The sequence below is a fragment of the Allostigmatella hybrida genome (assembly GCF_020103775.1).
Lineage (GTDB): Bacteria > Myxococcota > Myxococcia > Myxococcales > Myxococcaceae > Hyalangium > Hyalangium aurantiaca.
In genome coordinates, this window is sequence record NZ_JAHXBH010000014.1 from 97,165 (window position 1) to 115,104 (window position 17,940).

Sequence of the window (17,940 nt, forward strand, 5' to 3'; positions counted from 1 at the left end):
GGAGATATCTCGGAAGCACGGGGGAAACGGCGAAGGCCGGGGGCCCCGCGCATGGCGGAGCACCCCGGCGGAGATGAGCGGCGGGCTCACCCCAGGCGCGCTAGCAACCCGCGCCGGGACGGATGGACGCGTTGCTGTCGTTGCAGTCGGTGTCGTCGGCCACGTAGTTGGCCGGCGGCACGCACGCGGTCAGCTTGTAGACGCTGGGGTTGCCATAGCCGTCACCGTCCGCATCCTGGAAGTAGTAGGAGCGCATGTCCTCCACCCGCTCCGCGCCGATGCCCACCGAGGCGGACGAGGTGGCGCCGAACACGAGCTGGTAGGGGGTGTTGCCCGTGAGGTTGTAGACCGACACCGTCGTCAGCGCGCAGCCCGCCATGGCGACGGAGTGCGTGAGCACGGGCGACAGGGTCGTGCTGCCATCGGCGCTCTTCACCACCAGCGGGGTGCTGTTGTTGCGGTAGAACGCCCACGCGTACTGGGTGCCCGTGGCGTCCGCGGACTTCTTGGCCGGGGTGAACTTCACCGTACCCACGCGCGAGGAGCCCGAGCCCGTCAGGTTGACCGTGTAGTAGGTGTGCGTGGTGTTGATGTTGGGGCTGGTGCCCGGGAAGTTCTGCGTGGCGCTCGCGTTGACGGTGAGCGCGGGGCCGTTGTTCACGTGGTGGCAGGTGTGCTCCGCGACGGGCGCGTCCAGCTGCGTGCAGCCCGCCTCCAGCACCACGCCTTGCTCCTGCTGCCCGGGCTGCGCCTCGTCCTGGACCTCGGTGGGACCACAGGCAGCCAGCCCCAGTCCCAGCACGGCGCCCCAGATGTTCCGCATCGTCGTTGTGTTCATGTCATGACCTCAGGGTGAACCATGGCCGCACGGCGCTCACCGTGAGCGCCGTTGGGCTGCCATGGGGTACAGCGGTGAGAGGGTTACGGGCCCCGGGGCCTCGCGGGCGTCACGGGAAGTACTCGGTGACCATCCGGAGCTGCGCGAGGGACGTGGGGCCCAGGGTGAACGTGTAGACAACCCCTTCGGTCAGCTCCAGGCCCACCATGTGCGGCAGCCCGGCGCAGACCGAGGCGTGCTTCTCGGCGAGGATCTTCACCGGAAGCGTCCCCTCGGACACGGTGAGCGGCACGTGCTCGCTCAGGTAGACGATGAAGTCCCCAGTGCCGAAGGCCTTGAACTGGAAGGAGCCGGTGTACCCGCCGTCCACCGGGCGCAGGTTCAGCGTGTAGAGCGTGTGGAAGGCATCCACGCGCGGTGAGCGGGCCTCCGAGGCCGTCACCGTGGCGTAGGGACCGTTGTCCACGTGCCAGCAGGCGTGCGCGCCCTCGTCCTGGAAGTCGAACTCGCCCTCTTTCGGGGGCACGTAGGAGGGGTCCACCACGCACGCGAGCTGTCCCTCGGGCGCGAGGTAGCCGCGATCACAGTGGCACCAGTCGCCCTCGGCCTCGCGGTGGATGTGGCCGTGGGGCGCGCAGGGATCTGCCGGCTGTTGCGGCTCTTGGGGTGTTGGCTCGGAGGACTCGGAGTCACCGCAGGCCACGAGGAGCAGGCCACACACGGCCAGGAGAGAAAGACGGGAGGGAAAGCGCATGGTTTGTCAGGGGAGGGAGGGGGGAACAGGCTGTCCGCGCGGCCTCAGAGGGGCTCGGGGCGCAGCACCGCCCACGAGACGGCCACTTCGCCGGAGGGCAGGTGCTCGGGAGGCAGCTGCATGTGCGGCCCCACTTCGCCGAGCTGCAGCCCCGCCACGCGCCGGTGGGCCTCTTCATAGGAGGCGGCGTCCGGGAACCTCACCTGGGCCAGGCACCCGGCGCTGAAGCACCCCATGGGCTCCAGCCGCACGGGGAGCACCGAGGCGGCGACCGTCTCCCGCCACCGGTCCAGGGCCGCGCGGGCCTCTTGCGTCCAGGGCTCCTGGCTCTCGCCCGAGGCGAAGAACTCGCCGAGCACGGCGTCCCGGCGGGCCACCGGCGTGGGGTGTTCTCCGCGCAGCGCCTGGGCGATCCGGCCGCGAAGCTGGGTGGCCCGGGTGCCTTCCTCCCGTGCGGGCGGGGGACGCCGGGCCACGGTGACCGGCGGCGGGGTGGGGGACGGAGGCGGCGGGACAGGCGCGGGGGGCGCGGCAGGCGGCACCTTCGCCCGGGGCGGACGCGAGGCCACGGCGGACGCGGCCACGGGCGAGGCCTCCGGGAGAGAGGCTTCCACGGGGAGGGAGGCGGCAGGGAACGGGGCCTCAGGAGGCAGCTCCACGGGGCGCTGCAACCACGCGGTGAGCGCCCCCGCGGCCAGGACGCCTCCCCCGCACACACCCCACACGAGCTTGCTCATGGACCCTCCCGGGAACGCCCGCAAGCGGGCTCCGCGCTTCACGGCCTCGTGAAACGCACGGGAGTAAGTGTCATGAAAGTACAAACGCAATCAAGTTGCGTTTAAGGAAAAGAGACGCGGCCGCCGTCCCCGGGTGGGGAGAGGGGCTCCGGGATGTTCAGGAGTCGATGGGCCCGGGAAGAGGGGCCCGCGGGCTCAGCCGGCCTTCTTGGTGTGGGACTTCGCCTTGGCGTGTGCCTTGTCGAAGCCCTCGTAGAAGCGCACGGCCTGCTCGCCCACGCTCTGGATGTGCTGGTTGTTGAGGTAGGCGGTGATGGGCGCGGCCACCAGCGGCATGGCCCGGCCCAGCGTGGGCAGGCCGCCCTTGGCGAGCACCTTGGCCGCCAGCCCCCCGAGCACCTTCGGGCTGGTGCGCCGCAGCGAGCCCAGGCCGTTGGCATAGCCGAACAGGTCCAGCAGCTCGCCCCGGGCCCGGTCGCTCTTGAGGTTCACCTTGTAGAGCGTGGCCAGGTCCACCAGGAGGATGATCTGCAGCCACGTCATGAAGAGCATGTCCGCGGGCACGGAGATGAGGCCGAACACGCCGCTGATGCCGCCGGCCATGCTGGCCATGGCCTTCTTGCCCTCGATGAGGTGCTGGGCCAGCTCCTTGGGGCCCGCCGACGGGAAGCGCTTCTCCAGGTCGGAGACCCGGACGCGGGAGCGGGAAATCTCCTGCAGCACCAGGTCCGACAGGCGGGAGCCGGCCAGCTTCTTCAGCTCCTGGGGGGACAGCTTCTTGAACGCGGAGAGCTGCGCGACGAAGGAATCGTAGAAGGCCATGGTGGTTTAATACCCCTGCTCGGCGAGATAGAGGTCCACGAGGGCGCCTTCCTCGTACCAGGCATGGCGCATCTCCGAGTTGAACCAGCGGGAGTCCGGCTTGGTGCCGCGCACCTCCAGCTTCACCTTGTTGGTGCCCGTGTCGATGACGGCCGCGCGGGCCTTGCACGCGGGGCCCACCTCCTCGCCGTAGCCGCCATCGATGCACACCTCGTCCCCCACGGAGAGCCGGCGCGTGTACGCGGTGCCCAGGTAGAGCGCGTCCTCGCACGGGCCGCGCAGCGAGGACTTGGCGTGCGCGGCGCAGCGGCTCACCTTGGGCGCCGGGTACACCGGCACGTTCGAGCCGAAGAGGACGTCCTCGTCCTGGGGATTGGGCCGCGTCTCGATGGACGAGCACCCCGCCAGCGCGAGCACCAGTCCTCCACTCACCCACATCCTCCGCATCGTGCCATGCCTCCGGGGCGGGGCCCCTTGCTGGAAACGCCCCGAGCATCGCAGAGCGTCCGCCAGAGGGTAAAGCGTGCGCGCGCCCGCCCTGTCAGCCCAGGGGCAACTCGAGGGTGGCCGTGGCGCCCTTGCCTGGCCCCTCGCTCTCCAGCTGGAGCTTGCCGCCCAGCATCCGCGCGGCCAGCGCGCTGGAGTGCAGGCCCAGGCCGTGGCCCCCCTCGCGCGTGGTGAAGCCCTGGGTGAACAGGCGCCCGCGCACCTCGGGCGCGATGCCCATGCCGGTGTCCACCACGCGGATGCGGGCCCGGTTCTCCTGGGCGTCGAGGGAGATGCTCAGGTAGCGCTGGCCCTCGGGCAGCGCGTGCATGGCGTTCTTGGCGTTGCTGATGAGGTTGATGAGGATCTGCAGCACCTTGTGCTTGTCCATCCACACCTTGGGGAGCGCGGTGAGCTGCTGGGAGACGGTGATGCCGTGGCGGACGAGCGCGGGGCGCTGGATGCTCAGCGCGTCCTCGACGAGGTTCGACAAGTCACACTCCTCGGTGACGAGGGTGCTGCGCGCATAGGTCTGCTGCACCTGGACGATGGCCCGGATGTGCTCGATGTGCTTGCTCATCGCCCCCATGCCGTCCTGGAGCGTGTTCTGCTCGCGCAGCAGCTCGTCGGCCAGGGCGGACAGGTAGCTGGAAACCTGGGTGCCCCGCGGGTCTTTCGTGAGGAAGGCGGCCAGGTTGTCCACGTGCTGCTCGAACAGGGTGGTGACCTGCTTGAGCCGGCCCATGCGCGAGCTGTCCACCGTCTCGCGCATCATCTGCAGGTTGATGACGGCGCTGGTGAGGATGTTGCCCACGTTGTGGAGCACGTTGGAGGCCACCTCCGCCATGCCCGCCGCGCGCGCGGTGTCCACCAGGCGCGCCTGGGTTTGCTTCAGCTCCCGGGTGCGCTCCTCCACGCGCTTCTCCAGCTCGTCGTTCGCCCGGCGCAGGGCTCCCTCGGCGTGTTGAACCTCCGCGTACAGCCGGGCGTTCTCGATGGAGATGGCCGCCTGGGTGGCCAGGTGCCCCAGCAGCTTGATGCGCGAGGGGGTGAAGGCGCTGGTGGCCAGGTTGTTCTCCAGGTACAGCGCCCCGCGGAACTCCTCCTGCATGAGCAGGGGCAGGCACAGCACGGAGCGGACCGGGTTGTGCTCGAACCAGGGGTCGGCCGTGTACGGGTGCGTCTGGGACGCGTCGTTGATGAGCACGTGCTCCCGCGTGCGCTTCACGTAGGAGACCACGGTCCAGGGCAGCGGGGCCTCGGCCTTGCCGGTCCCGGGCTCCGGGGGCGTGGCGCCGGAGAGGGCGGCGATCGACAGGGTGTCACCATTGGGCAGCAGCAGGGCGCCGCGCTGGGCGCCAGCGTTCTCGATGGCGATGCGCAGCAGCGAGGCGGTGAGCCGCTCCAGGACGATTTCCTCGGAGATGGCCTGCTGGGCCTTCACCACCGCGAGCGCGTCGATGTGCGTGGAGTTGGTGTCCGTGGAGGCGTCATTCGTTCCGTCGGAGGACGCCAGGTGGGGCCAGACGGTGTCCAGGTGCTGGACCTTGCCCCGGGCGCCCCAGCGCAGGTAGCCCTTGCGGGCCTTGCGCGCATAGGCCTCGGCGATGGTGGGCACCTGGCGCTCGTACCAGTAGCGCGCGGCCAGCTCGCACGCGAGGGCCGCCTTCTGGCGGTAGTCGTGCTCAGACGCGGCCTGGTACGCCTGCTCGTAGGCGTGCAGGGCCTCGTCATGCTGTCCGGTGACGCGGGCCAGCTCCGCGGCGACGAGCCGCTCGGGGGCCTGGAACGTCCACGGGCTGTAGACGGCCCAGTCCGCGAGCTGTTGCCGGTGCTGGCGCAGCGCCTCCAGGGCCTTCGCTTGCCCGTCCCCGGACATCGTCCCGTAGCAGGCCGCCAGGGCCAGGGCGCGGAAGAGGTGGATCTCCATGAGCTGGATGTGGCCAATCGAGGACCAGCTCAGCTCGAAGCTCTTGTCCGCCGCCTCGAGCGCCTCGGCATAGGCGCCGCGCATGAAGCAGGACTGCGACTTGATGAGCCAGTACCAGCAGCGCATGGTGCTCATGCGCGCCGGGGTCAGCCCCGCCTCGAAGGCCGCCTCGTCGAAGTCATCGCCGCTCATCGAGCCGAACGAGGGCGTCAGCCCGCGCAGCTGCTGCACGTGGCGCTGGGTGAAGTGGACGATGTCCTTCGAGTCCCGGAACTCCGCCCGGCGGGCGAAGTCCAGGTTGGTGACCGACTCCTGGTACACCTCCGCCAGGTCGTGCCCCAGGAAGAAGCGGACCATGACGATGTGGTTGAAGCAGTAGCCGGCCACCTGGCTGTCACTGGCCTGAAGCGTGAGCTGGAAGGCCTGGCGGACGAACTCCAGGGACTTGGAGAGCGGCTGGGTCCAGTAGGCCAGCATCTCCATGCCGTAGAGCGCCTTGCCCCGCAGGCCCGTGAACCCGTGGCGCTCGACGAGCGCGCACGCCAGCTCGCCGAAGGCGTAGCCCTCCCGGTACTGCTTGAAGGCGTGCCCCAGCACCGCCAGCCCGTACCACGTGTAGCCGTTCACCGAGGCGCCCGTGTTGCCGTAGCGCAGGCTCAGGGCCACCATGCGGCTCAGGTGCAGGAGCAGCAGGTTGGTGTCCGTGACGAAGGCCGGCGCGTACATGGCGCCCAGCAGGCTCATGACGGCCTCCGTGTTGGGGTCCGTCATGCGCGGCAGCTCCACGAGGCTCTCGATGGAGCGCTTGCCGATGAGCGCCTCCACCTCCGCGTGCGCCGCCTCCACCTCCTCCCACGTGGGGTGGGGGGACATGGGCATGCCCATCAGCGCGAGGCCCTCCAGCAAGCACGTGAGCGCGTTCTGGATGTCGCCCATGCCGATGAGGATGTCGGTCTTCAGGCAGTAGCCGGCCGCCGTGTCCTTGGGGGCGCGGGTGTGCAGGAGCAGGTCATCCACCAGGCGGATCGCCTCGGTGGCATTGCCGCTCATGAACTCGCACGTCGCGTGCTCCAGCCGGATGCGGAAGGCCAGCGCGGGGTCCACCTCCCACGGCTCGCCCGGCAGGAGCTGGAACGCCGCGGTGAAGTAATTGACCGCCGAGCGCAGCGCCACCGAGTCCTTGGCCTTGCGGCCCGCCTCGGCGTTCAGGCGCGCGACGCGCAGGCGCTCCCCGGGCTCGATGATGAGCTCCGCGCCGGCGTTGAGCTGGCCGACGACATCGAAGAGCTTCTCCTGCACCTCCTCGGGCGAGAGGCTCTCCAGCATCAAGCGGCCAATTTTCAGGTGGACGTTCTTGCGCTCCTGCTTGGCGATGAGCGTGTAGGCGGCCTGCTGGATGCGGTCGTGGAGAAACCGGTACTGCTCCGTGCCCACGCGCACGAGCAGCCCCTCCAGGAAGGCGGGGGACAACTCCCGCTGCACCTCGGTGACCTCCGGGCGGTGGGAGATGATGCCCAGCGTCTGGAGCGGGAAGGTGCTGCCCACGCACGCGGCCAGCCGCAGCAGGTGCTGGGTGCCGAAGGAGAGCTGGCGCAGCTTGCCCACCATGAAGTCCACGACGTTGTCGGAGTAGCCCTTCGCCTGGACCCCCGCCGCGTCCCAGCGCCAGGTGCCCTTGAGGGTGCGCACCAGCAGCCCGTCCTGGTGGAGCGTCAGCATGAACTGCAGGAGGAAGAACGGGTTGCCGCCCGTTTTCTCGTGCGCGAGCTTCGCCAGCGGCTCCACGACTTCCGTGGTGACCGCGCCGGGCAGCGCGTCCGAGACGAGCTGCCGCACCTGCTCGAGGTGGAGCGGCTCGAGCTGCACGTCGGTCATCCGCGCGCCCGCCTCGCGCATCTGCGTCAGCGCCAGGCTCAGCGGGTGCGAGGGGCTCACCTCGTTGTCCCGGTAGGCGCCAATGACGAGCACCGAGGGCGAGGTGGGGTAGGTGAGCAGGTGCTGGATGAGCTGGAGGCTGGCCATGTCGGCCCACTGCAGGTCATCCAGGAACAGGACGAGCGGGTGCTCCGGGGTGGCGAACAGCCCCAGGAACTTGCGGAACACGCGGGTGAAGCGGTGCTGGGCCTCGGACGGGGGCAGCTCCTGCACGGGCGGCTGCTTGCCGGCGACGAGCTCCAACTGGGGCACCAGGTCCACCAGGAGCTGGCCCTGGCCCTCGAAGGCCTCCTGGAGCCGCGCGCGCCACCGGGCCAGCGCCTCGTCGCTGCCGGCCAGCAGGTGCTGCGTCAGGCCCCGGATGGCCTGCGCCAGGGTGGCGTAGGGGATGGCCTGCTGGAGCTGATCGAACTTGCCGCTGAGGAAGAAGCCGCGCTGGCGCACCACGGGCTTGTGCAGCTCGTGCACCACCGCGGACTTGCCGATGCCGGAGTAGCCGCGCACGAGCAGCAGCTCGGGGCGCCCGCCGCGCGCCACGCGCTCGAAGCCCTGGAGCAGCGTGGCCGCGTGGGCATCGCGCCCGTAGAGGCGCTGGGGGAGCTGGAAGTGGGTGGGGAAGTCATACACGCCCGGGGGGAAGTCCTCGTCCACGCCCCGGCGCAGGTTCTCCCGGCACCGCTCCAGGTCCGCCTTCAGCCCGTCGGCGCTCTGGTAGCGCTCCTCGGCCACCTTGGCCATCAGCTTGAGCACGATGGCGGAGAGCACCGGCGGCAGGCTGGGCACGAGCTCGAGGGGAGGCTGGGGCACCACCGCCATGTGGGCGTGGAACCACTCCAGCGCGTCGCGCCCGTGGAAGGGCCGGCGGCCCGTGAGCATCTCGTAGAGGGTGATGCCCAGCGAGTACAGGTCCGTGCGGTAGTCCACCGCGCGGTTCATGCGCCCGGTCTGCTCGGGCGACATGTACGCCAGCGTGCCTTCGATGAGGGGGGCGGGCGCCGCGTCCACGTGCTCCACGAGCTGGAGCGTGGCGATGCCGAAGTCAATGAGGCGCGCCTCGCCCGAGGGGGTGATGATGATGTTCGAGGGCTTGATGTCCTTGTGGATGACGCCGCGCCGGTGAAGCTCCGCCAGGATGGACGTCAGCGAGATGGCGATGTCCAGCGCCTGTCCCAGCTCGAAGGGCTTGCCGGTGAGGTCCGCGAGCAGGTCCCCCTGCACCTCCTCCAAGAGCAGCCCGAGCCGGTCATGGATGCGCTCGCAGGCGTGGACCCGGGTGATGCCCTGCACATCGCTCAAGCGCTGGAGCAGCTCGAACTCCCGCCGGTACCGCTCGCTCTCGCGGGCGCCGGAGGAGGCCATGGGCATCTTCAGGATGAGGGGCAGGCCATCCGAGTCCCGGACGGCGCGGAAAAGCAGGTTGGACCCCGTGGTCTTCAGAGAGCCCACGAGTGTGTAGCCTGGTATGGTCAGCATGGATCAATTCCCCCCAGCGCCATTGTGCTTTGGGAGAGATCCTGGCGTCTTGTGCGATGTGAGGACAAGCCCCCAGGGCATGTTGAAAGCTCAACCCCGCTTCCGGAAAAGACGCCGGAATCCGGACTTTCTCCGCTTGGCCGGGGGCCGGGGGCTCAGGCGATGCGGCGCGCGGGGCCGGGGACTTCCTGGGTGCGGCCCGGGATGAGGCGGTTCTTGGCGTCCACGAAGACGACGGTGGGCTCCCAGCCGGCGAGCTCCGAGGCCTCCACCTCGGCGAACGTGGCGAGGATGACCACGTCCCCGGGCTGGTTGAGGTGGGCCGCCGCGCCGTTGATGCAGATGACGCCGCTGCCGGCCTCGCCCTCGAGCGCGTAGGTCTCCAGGCGCGTGCCCCGGGTCACGTTCCACACAGCCACCTTCTCGTAGGGAAGGATGTCCGCGGCCCGCATCAGGTTCGTATCAATGGTGACCGAGCCCTCGTAGTCCAGGTCGGCCTGGGTGACGGTGGCGCGGTGAATCTTCGACTTGAAGAGGATGCGTCGCATGGGAGTAGAGGGGGCCAAGAGGGGCGCCGCAACCGTAGCGCCCAGGGGAGCGGGGGACAACCCGTTCCCCCTTGCTTGCTTGCCCTTCGGGAGGGGAGGGCTCAGCGCCGGAAGTTGACGAGCTGCGACAGGACGAGGGGCAGGCTCTGGTTGCCGGACGTCACCTGGCCGCTCCAGCTGAGCTGCTGGGCGTTGTTGGAGCGCAGCGCCGAGGCGGCCTGGGCGGCCTGGGCGAAGTTGATCTGCAGGGGGAGCGTTACCTGCTTGGCGCCGCCGCCATCCAGCAGGCCCAGGTTGCCCGTGGACAGGGTGCCTACGTTGGCCCCGGCCACCTTGAGGGCGCCGGTGAGGGCGGCCACGGGCAGGGGGAAGCTGTTGCGGTTGGTGATGGTGAGGGGGAACTCCACCGTGGCGCCCGTCAGCGTGATGTTGGCGATGCGGGGCGCCTCGAACATGACCTTGGGAATCTTGGGCACCTCGAAGGTGCCCTCCTTGGACAGGGGGAAGGACAGGACGCCGATGGGGGTCTCGATGCCGATGCTGCCCTGGGCCTTGTAGGCGGCCGCGTCCTTGTTGAGGAACGTCTGCACCACGGGGGCGATGTCCGCGAAGCGCACGTTGGCCGGGAAGACGAGCTCGCTGGTGCCATTCTTCTTGAGGTTGAGCCCCTGGCGCGGGGCGCCCGCCACCACCTGCTTGCCCTCGACGAAGAAGGCGTAGTCCACCTTCGCCAGCGACAGGCCGAAGGAGTTGGGGTTGCGGACCTCGTACACCAGGTCCACGGTCGCGTCCGACAGCGAGGCGCTCGACAGGCGCGCCGTCTTGAAGCTGACGGTGGGCCGTTTGAAGAGCTTCTTGAGCGTGGCGCAGCCGGTGAGGGTAACCAGCGTCACGGCGAGCAGGGCAAGGAGAGAGCGTTTCATCATGGGCGGGCGGCATGGAAGCCGTTTCAGGGCGTGGCTGCAAGCGGTACCCCGGCACCGAAAAGTGCGCAGGGCGGCCCAGGGTGGTAAGTCCCGCTCCTGGACGCCCCCTGGAGGAGGCACGCGTGGCCGGCGAAACCTTCACCCCTGACCCCCGTGCCCTCCCGGGCCGCCGTGGCGCCTGGCGGCTCGCCGCGCTCGTGCTGGCCGGGGGCCTGCTCGCGGGGGCCTGTGCGCGCAAGGACGCCGCCTCCGCGGGGCCCCGGCTGGCGCTGAGCACCTGCCGCGTCGAGGGCCTGGAGGCCCCGGCCCTGTGCGGCACCTATGATGTCTTCGAGGACCGCGCCGCGAAGCAGGGACGGAAGATTTCCCTGCGCGTGGTGGTGGTGCCGGCGCTGGCGGCCGCCCCGGAGCCGGAGCCGCTGGTGCTGCTGGCGGGCGGGCCCGGCCAGGCGGCCACGGAGGTGACGGTGCTCAAGGCGGTGGACCGCATCCACCGCGTCCGGGACATCCTCCTGGTGGACCAGCGGGGCACGGGGGCTTCCCACCCGCTGAAGTGCAACCCGGCCCCGCCGGATGAGGGCCTGGCGGCGAAGTTCGACGACGCCTACCGCGAGGAGGAGTTCCGCAAGTGCCTGGAGGGCTATGACGCCGACCCGCGCCTGTACACCACGCCCATCGCCATGGACGACCTGGACGAGGTGCGCGACGCGCTGGGCTACCCGAAGCTCAACCTGTGGGGCGTCTCCTACGGCACCCGCGCGGCGCTGGTGTACATGCGCCAGCACCCGGACCGGGTGCGCACCGCCATCCTGGACGGCGTGGCGCCCCTGAGCCTGTACCTGCCGCTCTACTCGCCGCGCGATGGCCAGCGCGCGCTGGACCTGCTCTTCACCCACTGCGAGCAGGACGCGGCCTGCGGCAAGGCCTTCCCGGAGCTGCGCGCGCGCGTGCAGGCCATGCTGGCCCAGATGGAGCAGGCGCCGGTGAAGGTCCGCGTGGCCCACCCGCTCACGGGCGTGCCCGAGGAGGTGACGCTCTCACGCAGGACGGTGCTCCAGGCGCTGTTTGGCCAGCTCTATGTGCCGGAGCTGGCGGCGCTGGTGCCGCTCGTGCTGGACAAGGCCACGCGGGGCGAGTGGTCGCCCTTCGTCGCGCTCAGCCAGGGCATCACCGGGGGCATGAGCGAGTCGGTGAGCCACGGCATGTTCTTCTCCGTCGTCTGCGCGGAGGACGCGCCCTTCATCACGGACGAGGCCATCGAGCGCGAGACGGCCGGCACGTGGTTCGGCGCCTCCATGGTGCGCAACATGCTGGAGCCCTGCGGCGTGTGGCCCCGGGGCACGGTGCCCGAGGGCTACCGGGAGCCGGTCCACTCGCCCGTGCCCACGCTCCTGCTCTCCGGGGAGCTGGACCCGGTGACGCCGCCCTCCTGGGCCGAGGAGGCCCGGAAGACGCTGCCCCACAGCCTGCACGTGGTGGTGCCGGGGGTGGGCCACAGCACGATGGCGCTCGGCTGCATCCAGAAGCTGATGGCGGACTTCGTGGCCCAAGGCAGCGTGGAGGGCTTGAAGTCCGAGTGTGGCGCGGCGATGACGCGGCCCCCCTTCTTCACCTCCTTCGCCGGGCCAGTGCCGTGACGGGAGCTTCCGCATGATTGAAGTGAGCCACCTGCACAAGCGCTTCGGCGCGGTGACGGCGGTGGAGGATGTGTCCTTCTCCGCGGCGGATGGCGTCGTCACGGGCCTCCTGGGGCCCAACGGCGCGGGGAAGACCACCACCCTGCGCATGCTCTACACGCTCATCCGCCCGGACAAGGGCACCGCCCGGGTGGACGGGCTGGATGTGGCCGAGCGCCCCATGGACGTGCGCCGGGCCATCGGTGTGCTGCCGGACGCGCGCGGCATCTACCCGCGCCTCACCGCCCGGGAGCATGCGCGCTACGCCGGGGAGCTGCACGGCCTGTCCGGCGCGGCGCTGGACAAGCGCGTGGATGAGCTGGTGGACCTCCTGGACATGAAGGACATCGCCCACCGCCGCGCGGAGGGCTTCAGCCAGGGCGAGCGCATGAAGGTGGCCCTGGCGCGGGCGCTGGTGCACGCGCCGCGCAACGTGCTCCTGGACGAGCCGACCAACGGCCTGGACGTGATGAGCACCCGCGCGGTGCGCACCATCATCCGCAGGCTCAAGGCGGAGGGGCACTGCGTGCTCTTCTCCAGCCACGTGATGCAGGAGGTGACGGCGCTGTGTGACCGCATCGTCGTGGTGGCGCGGGGCCGCGTGGTGGCGGAAGGAACCCCGGACGAGCTGCGCGCCCGCACGGGCAAGGAGAGCCTGGAGGAGGCCTTCATCTCCGCCATCGGATCGGACCAGGGGTTGATGCAATGAGCCGCTTCACCACGGTGTTCCGCAAGGAGCTGAAGGACCACCTGAGGGACCGGCGCTCGGTGTCGAGCGCGCTGGTGGGCACGCTGCTGGGGCCGCTCGTCTCCGCGCTGCTCTTCACGATGATGGCCTCCTGGTACCAGGACACCAAGCCCCTGGAGGTGCCGGTGGTGGGAAGGGAGCACGCCCCCAGCCTCATGGCCTTCCTCCAGCGCTACGGGGCCCAGTTCACCGAGCCGCCCGCGGACTACGAGGCCCAGCTCCAGGCGGGCAAGCTGGACGCGGTGCTCATCATTCCAGAGGACTACGGCAAGGACTTCTCCTCGGGGCGCACGGCCGCGGTGCAGGTGGTGGTGGACAGCTCGCGCAACGAGGCGCGCGTCAACGCCGAGCGCCTGAAGGCGATGCTCCAGGCCTACTCGGGCATGCTGGGCGGCCAGCGGCTCTTCGCGCGCGGCGTGTCGCCGGAGCTGGCGGCCCCCGTACGGGTGGACGAGGTGGACCTGGCCACGCCGGAGCGGCTGGCGGCCCGGGCGCTCTACATCGTCCCGTACTTTCTCGTGTTCGCCGCGCTCATGGGCGGGATGAACGTGGCCATCGACGCCATGGCGGGGGAGCGCGAGCGCGGCTCGCTGGAGCCCCTGCTCATCAACCCCGTGGGGCGCGGGGACGTGGTGGCCGGCAAGTGGCTCACCGCCGTGGTGTTCGCGGCCCTGTCCACGCTCGTGTGCCTGGGGGCCTTCCTCGTCATGCTGCGGCTCGTGCCGCTCCAGGACCTGGGGCTGAAGGTCCACCTGGATGGGACGTCGGTGGTCAGCATGCTCGCGGCGCTCTTGCCCCTGGCGCTGTTCGCCTCGGCGGGGCAGGTGCTGGTGTCCACCTTCGCGCGCTCCTTCAAGGAGGCGCAGACCTACCTCCAGCTCCTGCTGATGCTGCCGCTGGTGCCCAGCCTCCTCCTGGGCCTGTCCCCCATCAAGAGCCAGGCCTGGATGTTCGCCATCCCCGTGTTTGGCCAGCAGCTCCTCATGGGCGAGGTGATGCGGGGCGAGGCCGTGGGCGGGCTGCCCTACCTGCTGGGTGCGCTCGGGTGCCTGGTGGCGGCGGCGGCCTGCCTGCGCTTCACCACGCACCTCCTGGGTCAAGAACGCATCATTTTCGGCCGCTAAGAAAACGCACCGTGCGGTAGGAGAGGACGGAAAGTGAACTCCAAGGCTTTGCGCACGGCGTCCGAAGGTGTGAATCTCCCGTTTATGCGGACCACCCTGCACCCGACCCCCCCGCCTTTGAGCGTCGAGCCGATGACGCGGTCGATTCTGTTCGAGGGGCTGTTCGTTCATGGGGTGAAGCGGGACTCGTACTTCGAGGCGGAGCTGCGCAAGGTGGGGTTCGACCGGGATGATCTCCTGCCGCAGTACCCCATGAGTCTGTTCCGCAAGTGCCTGGACATCGCCTGCCGGTGCTTCTACCCGGGGCTGACGGTGGAGGAGGGGCGGCGGCGGCTGGGCCACCAGTTCGTCCAGGGCTTCGCGCGCACGGTGCTGGGCGGGGCGGTGTCCGCGGGCGTTCCGCTGGTGGGGCCGGTGCGCTTCCTCAAGAAGTTCCCCGAGCACCTGCGCTTTGACACCTCGCCCATCTCCGTGAACGCGGTGCAGGTGAACGAGCGCCAGTTCCGGTTGGACTTCCGGGCCAGCGTGGACCTGTCGCCCTTCTTCCTCCAGGGCGTGGTGGAGGAAGGCCTGCGGCTGACGCGCGTGGTGCCCAGCATCCGGGTGGTGCGGCACTCGCCCATCAGCTTCACGCTGCACGTCACCTGGTAGTCCCCCCCTCCAAGAGTTTCATGGCGGCGGCTGGGCCTTCTCCGCACAATGCGGAAATGACACCCGAGCAAGAGATGACCCTGGCTTCCGCGCCCGCCTCCGTCTGCACGGCGCAAGGCGAGCCGTGCTTCGGCACCTACCTGGGAGAGCTGCGCGAGGTGGACCTGGGCCGCCTGCAGGGCCGCTGGGCGCCCTCGACGGCCCTGAAGCTGTTCAAGCGCAAGCGCTGGAACTACCTGTTCGCCGCCACGCAGGAGGTGGCCGCGCTCTTCGCGGTGGTGGACCTGGGCTACGGGGCGAACGCGTTCGCGGTGGCGGTGGACCTGAAGGAGAAGCGCCCGCTGTGTGACGTGAGCTTCCTGGGGGTGCCCCGGGCGCTGGCCTCGGTGGGAGACCGGCCGGGGGCGGGGCTGGACGTGTCGTTCCGCACGCTGGGCGGCCGCCTGGCGGCCTGGCGGGGCGAGGACGACGAGCGCTACCAGGTGGAGGTGGACATCCGCCGCGCGCGGACGCCGGGCTTCCAGCCCTTCCGGTGGAAGGGGGAGCTGGTGGTGGCCGGAGGCCCTCCGGCGCTCACGGTGATCGCGCCCGTGAAGAACGACGGGCTGGTGAACGTGACGCAGAAGCGGGGCGGGCTGCTGGCGCTGGGCAGCCTGGAGGTGGGCGGCAGGCAGTTCCGGCTCGATGGCGGGGTGGGCGGGCTGGACTACACGCAGGGCTACCTGGCGCGGCACACGGCGTGGCGCTGGGCGTTCGGCGCGGGCCGCCTGGCGGACGGGACGCCGGTGGGCTTCAACTTCGTGGAGGGCTTCAACGAGGACCCCCAGTCCAACGAGAACGCGTTCTGGGTGGGGGACCGGCTCTACTCGCTGGCTCGGGCGCGCTTCACGTACGAGCGCAAGGACCTGCTGGAGCCCTGGCGGGTGACGACGGAGGACGGGGCGGTGGACCTGCACTTCAAGCCCATCCACGTGCACCGGGAGGACAAGAGCCTCCGGCTGCTGGTGAGCCGCTTCGCGCAGCCGGTGGGGCTCTTCGAGGGCACGGTGCGGGCGGGCGGCCAGACGTACACGCTCGCCAGCGTGCCGGGAGTCACCGAGGATCAGGACATGTTCTGGTGAGTCCCGGCGGCGGGCCGGGTGTTACCGCGCGCTGGCCTCGCGGCGGCCGTTGAGGATCTTCAGGAAGGAGCGGCTGCGCAGCTCCTCCAGGGTGAGGCCGGTGGCCAGGGCCTCCTCCTCGGTGATGGCGCCGCAGGAGATGCCGCGCAGGAAGTAGTTCAGCAGGCCCTGACCGGTGGCCGCGTCGTCGAACACGTCGCCGAGCAGCGTGGCCTGGGCCGCCTTGTCGATGAAGGACTTCAGCCGGCGCGAGGCGGGATCCAACCCCTCCAGGAAGAACGCATACACGGCCGCGTAGCGCACGGGGAGCTGCGCGGGGTGCAGGTCCCACCCCTGGTAGATGGCGCGCTCCAGCGAGTGGCGCGTGTGGTCATACGCGAGCCGCCACGCGCGGTGGACCCCCTCGCGGTTCTCCTTCTTCTGGGCGGGCGTGAGGGCCTTCTTCACATCCTTCTTATGCGGGCCCACGGGCATCACGTTGGTGGCGCCGTCCGAGAGCGCCACGCCGGTGCCCGCCAGGGCGAGCTGCATCAGGTGGCGGGCGACGTCGCAGGCCGGGTGCGCCATGCTCTGATAGGCGGCGGTGATGTTGAGCGAGGCGGTGAAGTCGTAGACGCCGAGGTGGGCGCCCACGCAGCGGCCCTCCGCGGCGGCGACGAGGTCCGTCAGCGCCAGGCGCCCGTCGGCGTCGAAGAGGGACTGGGGCGTCTCCACCATCAGCTCGATGGGGATGGAGCCGGTCCGCAGCTTCTTGGCCTTCTCCAGCGCCTCCAGCAGGCGGACCAGGGCGGTGACCTGCTCCACGACGGTGATTTTCGGCAGGGTGATGACGAAGTTGGGGGGCAGCTTGCCGCCGGAGCGCTCCAGGAGCGTGCTGACGAACAGGTCCAGCGTGCGCAGGCTGCGGTCGAACAGCTCCTCGGAGAGGGACTTGATGCGGATGCCGATGAACGGCGGCAGCGTGCCCGCCTTGAGCCCCTTGGCGGTCTCCTCGGCGGCGGACACGGCGTGGCCGTCCTCCTCGGCATCGGGGCGGTGGCCGTAGCCGTCCTCGAAGTCGATGCGGAAGTCCTCCACGGGCTCGCGCTCGAGCTTGGCCACCACGCGCTCGTAGACGCGCTTGCCGAAACCACCTGTCTTCGGGAAGCCGAGGCACTCGGCGAACGTCTTGGCGTCCGGCGCGGAGTCCTGCAGGGTGGCGAGGGCCGTCTGCCCCATCTTCCGGGCCGTGTCCGACTTGAAGATCTGCGCGCCACCGTAGACGGTGTGCACAGGCTGGCGCCGGGAGGACTCACCCGGGTAGGCCTGGGTGTAGGCCAGGTTGGCCTTCTTCAGCGCGGCACGGGCGGGGCCAAGGGAGGAGGGCTTGAGGGTGGTCTTCATCATAAGAGAGGAGGAACTCAACTCGAGGGAGAGAGGCGGCCACCATAGCGCGAGGCGTGGCGCCTTGAGATAGGCTCCTTCACATGAGTGCAGCCAGTACCCGATTCTCCGCCGTCCTCTTCGACATGGACGGAGTGCTCGTCCACTCGAAGCCTGTCGTTGAAAAGTCCTGGCGGACGGTGGCCGAGAGCCTGGGGCGCCCCATCAGCGACCCGGAGATGCACGAGCTCGTTCACGGGCGTCCGGGCAGCTACACCGTGAACGCGCTCTTTCCCAACGCCTCGGCGGAGGAGCAGCGGCAGATCCACCGCAAGGTGGAAGTCCTCGAAGAGCGCTCCCCCTGCGCAGCGATTGCCGGCGTGGAGAAGCTCATCCAGTCCCTGGCCGAATACCGGATCCGCTTCGGACTGGTGACGAGCGGGTGGCAGGGCCGGATCGAGTTCGTTCTCCAGAGCCTTGGGCTGGCGGGACGCTTCGAGGTGATTGTCAGCCGTGACGACGTCAGCCGGGGGAAGCCGGACCCCGAGCCCTACCTGCGGGCGGCCTCGCTGCTGGGCCTCTCCGCCTCGGAGACCATCGTCTACGAGGACTCCCTCAGCGGCGTGCGGTCCGCCGCTGGGGCGGGGGCCTACTGCGTGGGAATTGGCGGCGAGGAGCTGTTGGCGTCCGGGGCCCGGACGACAGTCCAGGACTTCACGGGCATCACGTTCCAGCCCCGGTCTCCGGGAGAGGTGGTCAAGCGCTTCCCGTCTGGCCCCGAGTTGCGGATGGCTTGCAGCCGCTGAGGA

General features: G+C 70.0%; 15 protein-coding genes. 6 read left to right on the forward strand and 9 right to left on the reverse strand.

From position 1 onward, the window contains the following. Positions 1 to 100: 100 nt before the first annotated feature. The 8 genes from KY661_RS21390 to KY661_RS21425 form a co-directional block, all read right to left on the reverse strand. On the reverse strand, positions 101 to 838 hold the full coding sequence (locus tag KY661_RS21390; protein ID WP_225411978.1) for a hypothetical protein: 738 nt from the start codon (positions 836 to 838) through the stop codon (positions 101 to 103). A 109-nt stretch (positions 839 to 947) separates the two neighbouring features. Then, positions 948 to 1,592, reverse strand: coding sequence for a hypothetical protein (locus tag KY661_RS21395; RefSeq protein WP_225411979.1), 645 nt, complete (start codon positions 1,590 to 1,592; stop codon positions 948 to 950). A 44-nt stretch (positions 1,593 to 1,636) separates the two neighbouring features. Further along, positions 1,637 to 2,329, reverse strand: a complete 693-nt coding sequence (locus tag KY661_RS21400; protein ID WP_225411980.1) for a hypothetical protein — start codon at positions 2,327 to 2,329, stop codon at positions 1,637 to 1,639. 195 nt (positions 2,330 to 2,524) lie between these two features. Then, positions 2,525 to 3,151, reverse strand: a complete 627-nt coding sequence (locus KY661_RS21405; RefSeq protein ID WP_225411981.1) for a hypothetical protein — start codon at positions 3,149 to 3,151, stop codon at positions 2,525 to 2,527. 6 nt (positions 3,152 to 3,157) lie between these two features. Then, positions 3,158 to 3,598 (reverse strand): hypothetical protein, encoded by a 441-nt coding sequence (locus KY661_RS21410; protein ID WP_225411982.1) that lies wholly within the window; start codon positions 3,596 to 3,598, stop codon positions 3,158 to 3,160. Positions 3,599 to 3,692: 94 nt separating this feature from the next. Further along, positions 3,693 to 8,975, reverse strand: a complete 5,283-nt coding sequence (locus KY661_RS21415) for a trifunctional serine/threonine-protein kinase/ATP-binding protein/sensor histidine kinase (RefSeq protein WP_225411983.1) — start codon at positions 8,973 to 8,975, stop codon at positions 3,693 to 3,695. A gap of 155 nt (positions 8,976 to 9,130) precedes the next feature. After that, positions 9,131 to 9,523 carry an aspartate 1-decarboxylase gene (panD, locus tag KY661_RS21420; RefSeq protein ID WP_225411984.1) on the reverse strand — a complete coding sequence of 131 codons (393 nt, stop codon included), beginning with the start codon at positions 9,521 to 9,523 and terminating at the stop codon, positions 9,131 to 9,133. A gap of 101 nt (positions 9,524 to 9,624) precedes the next feature. Beyond that, a complete protein-coding gene (locus tag KY661_RS21425) occupies positions 9,625 to 10,449 on the reverse strand; it encodes an NDR1/HIN1-like protein (RefSeq protein WP_225411985.1) in 825 nt (274 codons plus the stop codon). Positions 10,450 to 10,571: 122 nt separating this feature from the next. On the opposite strand from KY661_RS21425, the gene KY661_RS21430 reads away from it, so the two are divergent. The 5 genes from KY661_RS21430 to KY661_RS21450 all read left to right on the forward strand — a co-directional run bounded on the left by KY661_RS21430 (position 10,572) and on the right by KY661_RS21450 (position 15,769). Beyond that, positions 10,572 to 12,086 carry an alpha/beta hydrolase gene (locus KY661_RS21430; protein ID WP_225411986.1) on the forward strand — a complete coding sequence of 505 codons (1,515 nt, stop codon included), beginning with the start codon at positions 10,572 to 10,574 and terminating at the stop codon, positions 12,084 to 12,086. A 13-nt stretch (positions 12,087 to 12,099) separates the two neighbouring features. Continuing rightward, complete coding sequence (locus KY661_RS21435; RefSeq protein WP_225411987.1) at positions 12,100 to 12,834, forward strand: ABC transporter ATP-binding protein; 735 nt, start codon at positions 12,100 to 12,102, stop codon at positions 12,832 to 12,834. Then, entirely contained in the window at positions 12,831 to 13,997 is a 1,167-nt protein-coding gene (locus KY661_RS21440) for an ABC transporter permease (protein WP_225411988.1), read from the forward strand. The genes KY661_RS21435 and KY661_RS21440 overlap by 4 nt, the downstream gene beginning before the upstream one ends. A gap of 132 nt (positions 13,998 to 14,129) precedes the next feature. Continuing rightward, positions 14,130 to 14,648, forward strand: a complete 519-nt coding sequence (locus KY661_RS21445; RefSeq protein ID WP_075006596.1) for a DUF2378 family protein — start codon at positions 14,130 to 14,132, stop codon at positions 14,646 to 14,648. A gap of 56 nt (positions 14,649 to 14,704) precedes the next feature. Then, positions 14,705 to 15,769, forward strand: a complete 1,065-nt coding sequence (locus KY661_RS21450) for a DUF2804 domain-containing protein (protein ID WP_225411989.1) — start codon at positions 14,705 to 14,707, stop codon at positions 15,767 to 15,769. 21 nt (positions 15,770 to 15,790) lie between these two features. Here the strand turns inward: KY661_RS21450 and KY661_RS21455 are convergent, their stop codons facing one another. Further along, on the reverse strand, positions 15,791 to 17,155 hold the full coding sequence (locus KY661_RS21455; RefSeq protein WP_225411990.1) for a DUF6986 family protein: 1,365 nt from the start codon (positions 17,153 to 17,155) through the stop codon (positions 15,791 to 15,793). An 80-nt stretch (positions 17,156 to 17,235) separates the two neighbouring features. On the opposite strand from KY661_RS21455, the gene KY661_RS21460 reads away from it, so the two are divergent. After that, the gene (locus KY661_RS21460) at positions 17,236 to 17,937 is read left to right on the forward strand and encodes an HAD family hydrolase (protein WP_225411991.1); all 702 of its coding nucleotides are present in this window, start codon (positions 17,236 to 17,238) and stop codon (positions 17,935 to 17,937) included. Positions 17,938 to 17,940 lie beyond the last annotated feature (3 nt).

Excerpts from the sequence above, each read along its gene's own strand:
- KY661_RS21405 (WP_225411981.1), bottom strand. The coding sequence starts at position 3,151 with ATGGCCTTCTACGATTCCTTCGTCGCGCAGCTCTCCGCGTTCAAGAAG.
- KY661_RS21445 (WP_075006596.1), top strand. The coding sequence starts at position 14,130 with ATGACGCGGTCGATTCTGTTCGAGGGGCTGTTCGTTCATGGGGTGAAG.
- KY661_RS21395 (WP_225411979.1), bottom strand. The coding sequence starts at position 1,592 with ATGCGCTTTCCCTCCCGTCTTTCTCTCCTGGCCGTGTGTGGCCTGCTC.
- KY661_RS21460 (WP_225411991.1), top strand. The coding sequence starts at position 17,236 with ATGAGTGCAGCCAGTACCCGATTCTCCGCCGTCCTCTTCGACATGGAC.
- KY661_RS21415 (WP_225411983.1), bottom strand. The coding sequence starts at position 8,975 with ATGCTGACCATACCAGGCTACACACTCGTGGGCTCTCTGAAGACCACG.
- KY661_RS21410 (WP_225411982.1), bottom strand. The coding sequence starts at position 3,598 with ATGCGGAGGATGTGGGTGAGTGGAGGACTGGTGCTCGCGCTGGCGGGG.
- KY661_RS21400 (WP_225411980.1), bottom strand. The coding sequence starts at position 2,329 with ATGAGCAAGCTCGTGTGGGGTGTGTGCGGGGGAGGCGTCCTGGCCGCG.
- KY661_RS21440 (WP_225411988.1), top strand. The coding sequence starts at position 12,831 with ATGAGCCGCTTCACCACGGTGTTCCGCAAGGAGCTGAAGGACCACCTG.
- KY661_RS21455 (WP_225411990.1), bottom strand. The coding sequence starts at position 17,155 with ATGATGAAGACCACCCTCAAGCCCTCCTCCCTTGGCCCCGCCCGTGCC.
- KY661_RS21435 (WP_225411987.1), top strand. The coding sequence starts at position 12,100 with ATGATTGAAGTGAGCCACCTGCACAAGCGCTTCGGCGCGGTGACGGCG.
- KY661_RS21390 (WP_225411978.1), bottom strand. The coding sequence starts at position 838 with ATGAACACAACGACGATGCGGAACATCTGGGGCGCCGTGCTGGGACTG.
- KY661_RS21425 (WP_225411985.1), bottom strand. The coding sequence starts at position 10,449 with ATGATGAAACGCTCTCTCCTTGCCCTGCTCGCCGTGACGCTGGTTACC.
- KY661_RS21450 (WP_225411989.1), top strand. The coding sequence starts at position 14,705 with ATGACACCCGAGCAAGAGATGACCCTGGCTTCCGCGCCCGCCTCCGTC.
- panD (WP_225411984.1), bottom strand. The coding sequence starts at position 9,523 with ATGCGACGCATCCTCTTCAAGTCGAAGATTCACCGCGCCACCGTCACC.